1 protein-coding gene is annotated in these 1,337 nt (G+C 49.1%); it reads right to left on the bottom strand.

All coding sequences use genetic code 11. The features are described from left to right. Positions 1-1,078: 2,3-diketo-5-methylthiopentyl-1-phosphate enolase (locus tag PX481_RS08095; RefSeq protein ID WP_288094282.1), on the bottom strand; the 1,078-nt coding region annotated here is incomplete at its 3' end. Positions 1,079-1,337: the final 259 nt, after the last annotated feature.

A 1,337-nucleotide genomic window follows, 5' to 3' on the forward strand; every position in this document is an offset into this window, starting at 1 on the left:
CTAAAGCTTCAAAAAAAGCCCTCACACCACTGGCCGGTCCCGATGGGTGGTCCATAATTCCGGTTCCCGCATTGAGGATAACATTACGTCCGTAATCCCCAAGGACCTGGGGAACAATACCTGGACGAATACCGGCCGAGGGAACCGGAAAAACGTTTCTATCGCGCAAAATATCGCGAATTTTGCCTTCCTCCCGGGGATCGAAGGGTAAACTACCGTAAGCGGCGGGATATAGCACCGCATCGGCTCCTGCGTGGGCCATCATCGTCCCCAAAACCACAGAATAGGCTAATCCCGTATCGCTACCGGCACACATCGCTCCAGCAAAGGCAGGATGGGCGAAAATAGGCACATCGATCGCTGGATCACTGGCTAAAGCTTCTAAAACGGAAAAACCGTAGGTAAGAACGTTTAATAACAGGGCATTAGCCCCATGTTTCACTAATAAACGGGCTTTTCTCTGCAATTCGTCCGCTTTTCCAGTGACATTGACCGCATAGAGAACATTTCTGCCGGTTTGCTGCCGCACTTCCTCCAAAACCCGGCGACAACAATCTAGGCGCTCGTGGGTGGGAGCCACGGGAAGATCCGCCATGATTTCATCATCTTTAATCACGTCTAAGCCAGCAAAAGCCACTTCTCGCAGGATATCGGCGTGATCTTGCGCCGATAGTCCTAAAGCGGGTTTAAAAATTGCCATGACTAGAGGTCGATCATAAACCCCCAAACGTTGCCTAATTCCTGTGATTCCCACCTTGGCTTTTGTGCCGTAGTTTTCGGGGAGGTACACCCCCACCACTTTTCCGGCTCCAGCCATGGAATATTTGCCGAAAATCATGGTTAAAAGACTGGCGATGTCATTTTCAACGTTTATCTGGGGAAAACGCACCCTAGCCACCTTATAACCGTCGGCTTCCTCCCTGATCCCCACCACTTCCCCTAGGTGTTGTTGCAGCTGCTCTTGACGATGACTGTGGCGATCGCTCCAAGTGCCAGCGGTTTGACCGATAGCGATCGTTTTTGCCTGTTTTTCGGCATTAATAGCGGGAGGAAAGCGATAATCGACAATTATAGTCATAAGAAGTCAAAAGATAAAAAAGGGAGTGGGAATTATGAATTATAAATTATGAATTGGGGAAGTGGGGAGCTTTTTTCAGTGTTGCCAAAGGCACGGCGTAGCCGTCCAGTAAACAGTAAACAGTAATCAGTGAACTGAAAACTCACATCTGATAACTGATAAGTGGGGAGGCACAATTATTTGTAGGATGGGTTAGCGGTAGCGTAACATGAGCGGGCGTTGGGTTTCATGCTTCAACCCAACCTACGTTCTACGTTCA

This window comes from Microcystis sp. M53603_WE2 (assembly GCF_030065435.1).